This is a genomic window from Vibrio sp. 10N.261.52.A1, from assembly GCF_002876325.1.
Lineage (GTDB): Bacteria > Pseudomonadota > Gammaproteobacteria > Enterobacterales > Vibrionaceae > Vibrio > Vibrio chagasii.
In genome coordinates this window covers 36,727-43,789 of record NZ_MCYD01000114.1, presented here as the reverse complement: position 1 = coordinate 43,789, position 7,063 = coordinate 36,727, and the positions used below count along the sequence as shown (strand labels likewise).

Sequence of the window (7,063 nt, the reverse complement as noted above, 5' to 3'; positions counted from 1 at the left end):
GAACCTTATCCTTGGTAGTTAACTCGGACAATGAGTAAACTATAAAGATCACTTAGTGAGGTACCAAATGCAACAGTCTGACAATCAACGACATGAGTTTACTCCGCAAGATGTGGAAATAGTCTCAAAAGAGACGCTGTTTCGTGGTTTTTTCAAAATGGTTAAGTACACATTTAAGCATAAGCTGTTTGAGGGAGGCTGGAGCCAACCGATAGAACGTGAAATGTTTGAGCGTGGTCATGCTGCCGCTTTGCTACCTTATGATCCTGTGCGCGATGAAGTGGTGATCGTTGAACAGATCCGCGTTGGTGCTTTAGAGCATGAGAACCCTTGGCAATACGAAATTGTTGCTGGGATCATTGATACCGATGAGTCGCCTCAAGATGTGGCTCGTCGTGAAGCGATGGAAGAAGCCGGAGTCGAAGTCGGAACTGTGTTGCCCATTACTTCATATTACCCTTCATCAGGTGGTTGCTCAGAAAAGCTAGATGTTTTTGTTGGCTGTGTGGATGCCACCACGGCCAAAGGGGTGCACGGATTGGATTACGAAGGTGAGGATATTCGTGTACAAGTGATGAGCCGTGAAGCCGCTTATCAGTTAGTGAAAGACGGTGTGTTTGAAAATGGAGCCACAATCATTGCGCTGCAATGGCTACAATTGAACTACCAAGAATTACAGTCAGAGTGGGTGGCTTAACGTTATGCCAAATATAGCGGTCAAAAAACCGTATCATGTTGATCTTGCTGAATTGATGCGAGTCTATGAGACGAATTATGCCAAACTCAACGCTTTGTTACCGGTTGGGCATGAGGTTGGTGATGTCCGCTGTTACCAAGCCGTTAATATGGTGTATCAATTGACAGTGAATGAGGTCACAAAATACACCACATTAATAGATATATGTCAGAGTGACGCGATGCCAGTGTTTCCTTTGCCAAAAATGTCTGTCAGGCTATATCACGATGCTCGAGTTGCAGAAGTGTGCGCTAGTGGGGATTTTTCGCGAGTTAAAGCGAAATACGACTATCCCAACACTAAACTTCTGCAAAAGGATGAGAAATTTCAATTGAATAAATTTCTTGGGGAATGGTTAACGTTTTGTTTAAAAACTGGTATCAGCCGTAGCCCTATTGCCTTTTAATTGAGCTTATTTAAGAACACTTTTAACGTCTAAACAGTAACGTATCTGGATTTGTTATTTTGGAATTATCACATACTTCAAAATTTGATGAGAGCAGTATTAAGCTTGTGCAGCTAACGGATACGCATTTATTTGCGCCGAGCAATGGCAGCTTACTAAGCATCAACACTCAAGATAGCTTTCGTGCTGTAGTCGATGGCATTGTTAGTCAGGGCTTTGACTATCAAGCGATCTTAGCGACTGGTGATATTTCTCAAGATCACAGCGCAGAGTCATACCAGAAATTTGAATCAGGGATTCAACCCTTAGAAAAACCGTGTTACTGGCTACCTGGAAACCATGATTTTAAGCCTAATATGGGCAGTGTTTTACCATCACCACAGATTCAATGTGTCGAACATGTATTGCTGGGCGAGCGTTGGCAAATGATCATGTTGGACTCTCAAGTGGTTGGCGTACCTCACGGACGCCTGAGCGATCAACAACTTGATTTGCTTGAGCAAAAGCTGGCGGAATTCCCTGAGCGCAATACCTTGGTTTTGTTGCACCATCACCCTTTGCTAGTCGGCAGTGCATGGCTCGATCAACACAATTTGAAAGATGCAGATCAGTTCTGGGATGTGGTTCAACAGCATTCTAATGTCAAAGCGGTATTGTGTGGTCATGTCCATCAAGACATGAATCGAGAACATCATGGTGTACAAGTCATGGCAACTCCGTCGACTTGCGTTCAGTTCAAGCCAAATTCAGATGACTTCGCTGTAGATACCTTATCTCCTGGTTGGAGAGAGATTGAATTGCACCAAGACGGTACGGTGAGTACTCAAGTTCGTCGCTTGCCTAACGGGCAGTTCTTACCTGATTTTGAAGCCGCTGGCTATTAATGAAGATTGCTAATGATGTCTGAATCTATCGAGCAAACTGCGAAACCATCACTGCTTCTCTATATTCATGGCTTTAACAGTTCATCTCGCTCTCACAAAGCGACGGTGATGACTGAGTATTGCGCGGAGCATCGTGCGGATATTAAGGTACTAACCCCTCAACTGCCTAGCTTCCCGCATCAAGCCGCACTTTATCTGCAGCAGCTGGTGGAACAATATAAAGATCAGTACGAGATCGCGTTGGTTGGCAGCTCGTTAGGAGGCTATCTTTCAACTTGGCTCAACAGTCACTATGGCTTTAAAGCGGTTGTTGTAAACCCAGCAGTGAAACCATATGAGTTACTTGTCGACTACTTAGGTGAGCAAGTGAACCCATACACAAATGAACGATATGTCTTAGAGACTAAGCATATCGATGAGTTGAAGGCATTAGATGTTCCGGCTATCACAAAGCCAAGTGACTTCTGGTTACTTCAACAAACGGAAGATGAAGTTCTGGATTACCGACAAGCGGTAGAGAAGTATCAAGGTGCAACCCAAACAGTAGAAGAGGGTGGGGATCATAGCTTTGTTGATTTTGAACGCTACCCACAGCAAATCATCACCTTTCTAAACCTATAACCTGTTTTCTTCACTGAGTCGTTGTCTCTCTTTTTGCCTGTTATTTCATCTATCAATGGTGAAATATCATAGTTTGATGTCTTAGTTTTTGAACTAGCTTGACATCATTAGTCAGCTTCCAGACTATATTCCCCAATACTTCGCTCGTTCGCTCTGCTATGACGGTTCATAGTAATGATTCTGCTTTAGTGAAACTGGAGCCAGCGAACTGACGCAAACTTTTTGAGTAAACTCCGTATTATGACTGAACAATATAATGCAAAAGACCTCGAGGTACTTGAAGGTCTCGATCCTGTGCGACACCGCCCAGGTATGTATACCGAGACAGAAAGACCGAACCACCTTGCCCAAGAAGTCATTGATAACTCGGTCGATGAAGCACTAGCTGGACACGCTAAGAAAATCAAAGTTGTGCTTCATGCTGACCAATCATTAGAAGTTACCGATGATGGTCGTGGTATGCCTGTCGATATCCACCCTGAAAAAGGCATATCAGGTGTTGAGCTGATTTTAACCAAGCTCCACTCAGGTGGTAAGTTCTCGAACAACAACTACAAGTTTTCTGGTGGTTTGCACGGTGTAGGTATCTCGGTAGTAAACGCGCTATCTAAACGTGTTGAAGTTACGGTTCGCCGTGAAGGTCAAGTTCACGAGATCGCACTAGAAAACGGTAAAGCGGTTACTGAACTTACGGTTACTGGCACTTGTGGTCATCGCAACAGTGGTACATCAGTGCATTTCTGGCCTGATCCTAAATACTTCGATAGCTCTAAGTTTTCAACGCTTCGCCTGATCAACAATTTACGCGCGAAAGCGGTACTTTGCCCGGGGTTAGAAATTACCTTCAGCGACAAAGTGAACAACGAAGAACACAAATGGTTCTATGAAGATGGCCTAAAAGACTATCTTGCTGAAGGCGTAAAAGGTTATACCTTACTGCCTGAAGAACCTTATGTTGGCGAATTTGTTGCTGAAACGGAAATGGCGAACTGGGCGATCATCTGGCAGCCAGAAGGCGGCGACATGATCACCGAGAGTTACGTGAACTTGGTACCAACTAAACAAGGCGGTACGCACGTAAACGGTCTGCGCCAAGGTCTATTGGATGCAATGCGTGAGTTCTGTGAATTCCGCAATCTATTACCACGTGGCGTTAAGCTAACGGGTGATGACATTTTTGACCGCTGTTCATACGTGCTATCGGTGAAGATGCAAGATCCTCAGTTTGCAGGCCAAACAAAAGAGCGTTTATCTTCTCGTCAAACTGCTGCATTTGTTTCTGGCGTTGTAAAAGATGCCTTCAGCCTATGGTTGAATGAAAAGCCACAACTGGCAGAGCAGTTAGCGGAAGCTTGTATTGCCAACGCGCACCGTCGTATGCGTGCGAGTAAGAAAGTAGTACGTAAGAAAGTCGCGTCTGGCCCTGCACTGCCGGGTAAGCTAACGGACTGTTCGGTACAAGATTTGAATCGCACTGAAATCTTCTTCGTGGAAGGGGACTCGGCGGGTGGTTCTGCTAAGCAAGCTCGCGATCGTGAGTTCCAAGCGGTAATGCCACTACGCGGTAAGATCCTAAACACGTGGGAAGTGTCGGCTGACCAAGTGTTGGCGTCTCAAGAGGTACACGATATCTCAGTAGCTTTGGGTATTGACCCAGACAACGACGACTTATCAGGCCTGCGTTACGGTAAGATCTGTATCCTTGCCGATGCGGACTCGGATGGACTTCATATCGCGACACTACTATGCGCGCTATTCACTCGTCACTTCAGCGCTCTTGTTGAAGCGGGTCATATCTATGTAGCCATGCCGCCACTGTATCGTATCGACTGTGGTAAAGAGGTGTTCTACGCACTGGATGACGATGAAAAAGATGGCGTACTTGAGCGCTTGTCTAAGAAGAAATCCAAAATCAACGTACAACGATTCAAAGGTCTGGGTGAGATGAACCCACTTCAGCTACGTGAAACCACCATGGATCCAAATACTCGTCGCCTTGTTCAATTAACCATTGACGACAACGAAGCGACACTAGAGATGATGGACATGCTGCTAGGTAAAAAACGCGCTGATGATCGCCGTACATGGCTACAGACTAACGGTGATATGGCCGAGGTATAATGGATGTCTAACGAAATTACATTTGATGGCGTTGAACAATTGCCAATGCGCAAGTTCACCGAAGACGCCTACTTAAACTACTCAATGTACGTAATCATGGATCGTGCATTGCCTTATATTGGTGACGGTCTTAAGCCTGTACAGCGTCGTATTATTTATGCGATGTCTGAGCTTGGTCTATCTGCCGCTTCGAAATATAAAAAATCAGCACGTACCGTTGGTGACGTACTAGGTAAGTATCACCCACACGGTGATTCTGCATGTTACGAAGCCATGGTACTGATGGCACAGCCGTTCTCTTACCGCTACCCATTGGTAGATGGTCAAGGTAACTGGGGTGCTCCCGATGACCCGAAATCATTCGCAGCGATGCGTTATACCGAAGCGAAACTGTCTAAGTTTGCTGAGGTACTGCTTGGTGAATTAGGCCAAGGCACGGTTGAGTGGCAACCAAACTTTGATGGCACGATGAAAGAGCCACAAATGTTGCCCGCGCGTCTGCCTCATATTCTACTCAACGGTATTACTGGTATCGCGGTAGGTATGGCGACAGATATCCCACCACATAACGTGCGTGAGATTGCTGATGCGACGATTAAGCTAATCGATAGCCCGAAAGCTGAGCTATCAGACATCATGGAAAGCGTCCAAGGCCCTGATTATCCAACAGAAGCTGAGATTATTTCTCCGAAGTCGGATATCGAAAAGATCTACAAAACGGGTCGTGGCAGCATCAAGATGCGTGCGGTTTGGCACAAAGAAGGCTCTGATATTGTTATCACAGCTCTGCCTCACCAAGTATCGGGCGCTAAGCTACTTGAGCAAATCGCTAACCAGATGCGCGCTAAGAAGCTGCCAATGGTTGATGACTTGCGCGATGAATCCGATCACGAGAACCCAACTCGTATCGTAGTGGTGCCTCGTTCGAATCGTATCGATTGTGATCAACTGATGAGTCACCTGTTTGCTTCGACAGATCTTGAGAAGAACTTCCGTGTTAACTTGAACATGATTGGCTTAGACAATCGCCCTCAAGTTAAAGGCCTAGTTCAAATTCTGAAAGAGTGGATTGAGTTCCGTCGCACAACGGTTCGCCGTCGTCTGCAACACCGTTTAGATAAAGTACTAGCTCGCCTACACATCTTGGAAGGTTTGCTGGTTGCTTACCTCAACCTTGATGAAGTAATTGAGATCATCCGAACTGAGGATGACCCTAAAGCGGTTCTAATGGAGCGCTTTGGTATTACGGAAATTCAAGCTGACGCTATCCTTGATACTAAACTTCGTCACCTTGCTAAGCTGGAAGAGATGAAAATCCGCGGCGAGCAAGATGAACTAGAGAAAGAGCGTGAGAAGCTAGAGAAGCTACTGGGCTCTGAGCGTCGTCTAAACACACTTATCAAGAAGGAAATTCAAGCTGACGCCGATAAATACGGTGATGACCGTCGTTCTCCATTAGTTGAACGTGCTGAAGCAAAAGCGATGACTGAGCGTGATTTGGTACCTAGCGAACCAATTACTGTTGTGCTGTCTGAGAAAGGTTGGATTCGTCATGCGAAAGGGCATGAGGTTGACGCTGAAGGCTTGAACTACAAATCGGGTGATAAATTCCTAGCGAGCGCTAAGGGTAAGAGTAATCAACAAGCGGTGTTCCTTGGTAGTGATGGCCGAAGTTACTCCCTTGAGTCTCATTCATTACCATCTGCGCGAAGTCAAGGTGAGCCGATTACCGGTCGCTTGAACATAAGCGCAGGCACCTCTATTCGCCAAGTGGTGATGGGAGAAGATGAACAGCTATGGTTAGTTGGCTCTGATGCTGGTTACGGCTTTGTTTGTAAGGGTAGCGATCTGCTGTCTAAGAACAAGAGCGGTAAAGCTCTGGTTAACCTGCCACAATCTTCAGAAGTGATGGCGCCTAGTCCTATTGCTGATTTGGAAAGTAACCAGATTCTAGCGATTACCAACCAAGGCCGCATGTTGTTGTTCCCAATAAAAGACCTACCTCAATTGAGCAAAGGTAAGGGCAACAAAATCATCAACATTCCTTCTGCGAAGGCTAAAGAGCGTGAAGAGTTTGTATCGCACCTGATGGCTATTCCTGAGAATGCAACGCTGACCATCTACGCGGGTAAACGTAAGCTTGGCTTAAAACCGGCTGACCTTGAAAACTTCCGTGGTGAACGTGGTCGTCGTGGCGGTCTACTGCCAAGAGGCCTACAGCGTGTGACTCGCATTGATATCGAAGAGCCAAGTGAATCGTAAAGACATTTGATGCTATCTTCGGATAAAAGAAAA

General features: G+C 45.8%; 6 protein-coding genes. All 6 read left to right on the top strand.

Going from position 1 to position 7,063, the window contains the following annotated elements; genetic code table 11:
* Window positions 1-67: 67 nt before the first annotated feature.
* The 6 genes from nudF (at window position 68) to parC (ending at window position 7,030) form a co-directional block, all read left to right on the top strand.
* Window positions 68-697: an ADP-ribose diphosphatase gene (gene nudF, locus BCT81_RS01645; RefSeq protein WP_061033395.1), complete on the top strand. Its 630-nt coding sequence runs from the start codon at window positions 68-70 to the stop codon at window positions 695-697.
* Window positions 698-701: 4 nt separating this feature from the next.
* Window positions 702-1,142 (top strand): DUF1249 family protein, encoded by a 441-nt coding sequence (locus BCT81_RS01640; protein WP_004740768.1) that lies wholly within the window; start codon window positions 702-704, stop codon window positions 1,140-1,142.
* 59 nt (window positions 1,143-1,201) lie between these two features.
* Entirely contained in the window at window positions 1,202-2,026 is an 825-nt protein-coding gene (cpdA, locus tag BCT81_RS01635) for a 3',5'-cyclic-AMP phosphodiesterase (RefSeq protein WP_102423070.1), read from the top strand.
* 15 nt (window positions 2,027-2,041) lie between these two features.
* Window positions 2,042-2,647 carry an esterase YqiA gene (yqiA, locus tag BCT81_RS01630; protein WP_102423071.1) on the top strand — a complete coding sequence of 202 codons (606 nt, stop codon included), beginning with the start codon at window positions 2,042-2,044 and terminating at the stop codon, window positions 2,645-2,647.
* Between the two features lie 240 nt (window positions 2,648-2,887).
* Window positions 2,888-4,768 (top strand): DNA topoisomerase IV subunit B, encoded by a 1,881-nt coding sequence (gene parE, locus BCT81_RS01625; RefSeq protein WP_102423069.1) that lies wholly within the window; start codon window positions 2,888-2,890, stop codon window positions 4,766-4,768.
* Window positions 4,769-4,771: 3 nt separating this feature from the next.
* The gene (gene parC / locus BCT81_RS01620) at window positions 4,772-7,030 is read left to right on the top strand and encodes a DNA topoisomerase IV subunit A (protein WP_102423068.1); all 2,259 of its coding nucleotides are present in this window, start codon (window positions 4,772-4,774) and stop codon (window positions 7,028-7,030) included.
* Window positions 7,031-7,063 lie beyond the last annotated feature (33 nt).

Coding starts and splice junctions, on each gene's coding strand:
- nudF (WP_061033395.1), top strand. CDS start 68: ATGCAACAGTCTGACAATCAACGACATGAGTTTACTCCGCAAGATGTG.
- BCT81_RS01640 (WP_004740768.1), top strand. CDS start 702: ATGCCAAATATAGCGGTCAAAAAACCGTATCATGTTGATCTTGCTGAA.
- yqiA (WP_102423071.1), top strand. CDS start 2,042: ATGTCTGAATCTATCGAGCAAACTGCGAAACCATCACTGCTTCTCTAT.
- parE (WP_102423069.1), top strand. CDS start 2,888: ATGACTGAACAATATAATGCAAAAGACCTCGAGGTACTTGAAGGTCTC.
- parC (WP_102423068.1), top strand. CDS start 4,772: ATGTCTAACGAAATTACATTTGATGGCGTTGAACAATTGCCAATGCGC.